This is a genomic window from Microbispora sp. ZYX-F-249 (assembly GCF_039649665.1).
Classification (GTDB): Bacteria; Actinomycetota; Actinomycetes; order Streptosporangiales; family Streptosporangiaceae; genus Microbispora; species Microbispora maris.
Map to the genome: position 1 here is coordinate 1 of NZ_JBDJAW010000204.1, position 236 is coordinate 236.

1 protein-coding gene is annotated in these 236 nt (G+C 66.1%); it reads right to left on the reverse strand.

Annotated elements, in window-relative coordinates; genetic code table 11:
* The coding region (locus AAH991_RS40400; RefSeq protein WP_346231228.1) for a ricin-type beta-trefoil lectin domain protein at window positions 1-224 on the reverse strand (224 nt) is incomplete at its 3' end.
* Window positions 225-236: the final 12 nt, after the last annotated feature.

The following is a 236-nucleotide window of genomic DNA, read 5'->3' on the forward strand; positions in this document are numbered from 1 at the left end:
ACGTCCAGGCACTTGTTCGCGCCGACCGCGGTGATGGTGCCGTCGGAGTTGAAGCGCCACTTCTGGTTGTTCTGGCCGTTGCAGTCCCAGATGATGACCGCGGTGCCGTCGGCGGTGCCGCCGCCGTTCACGTCCAGGCACTTGTTGCCGTAGACCCGCAGCTCACCCGCGCTGGTCGAGGTCCACTGCTGGTTGGCCTGCCCGTTGCAGTCCCAGATGTTCACCTGCGCGCCGTT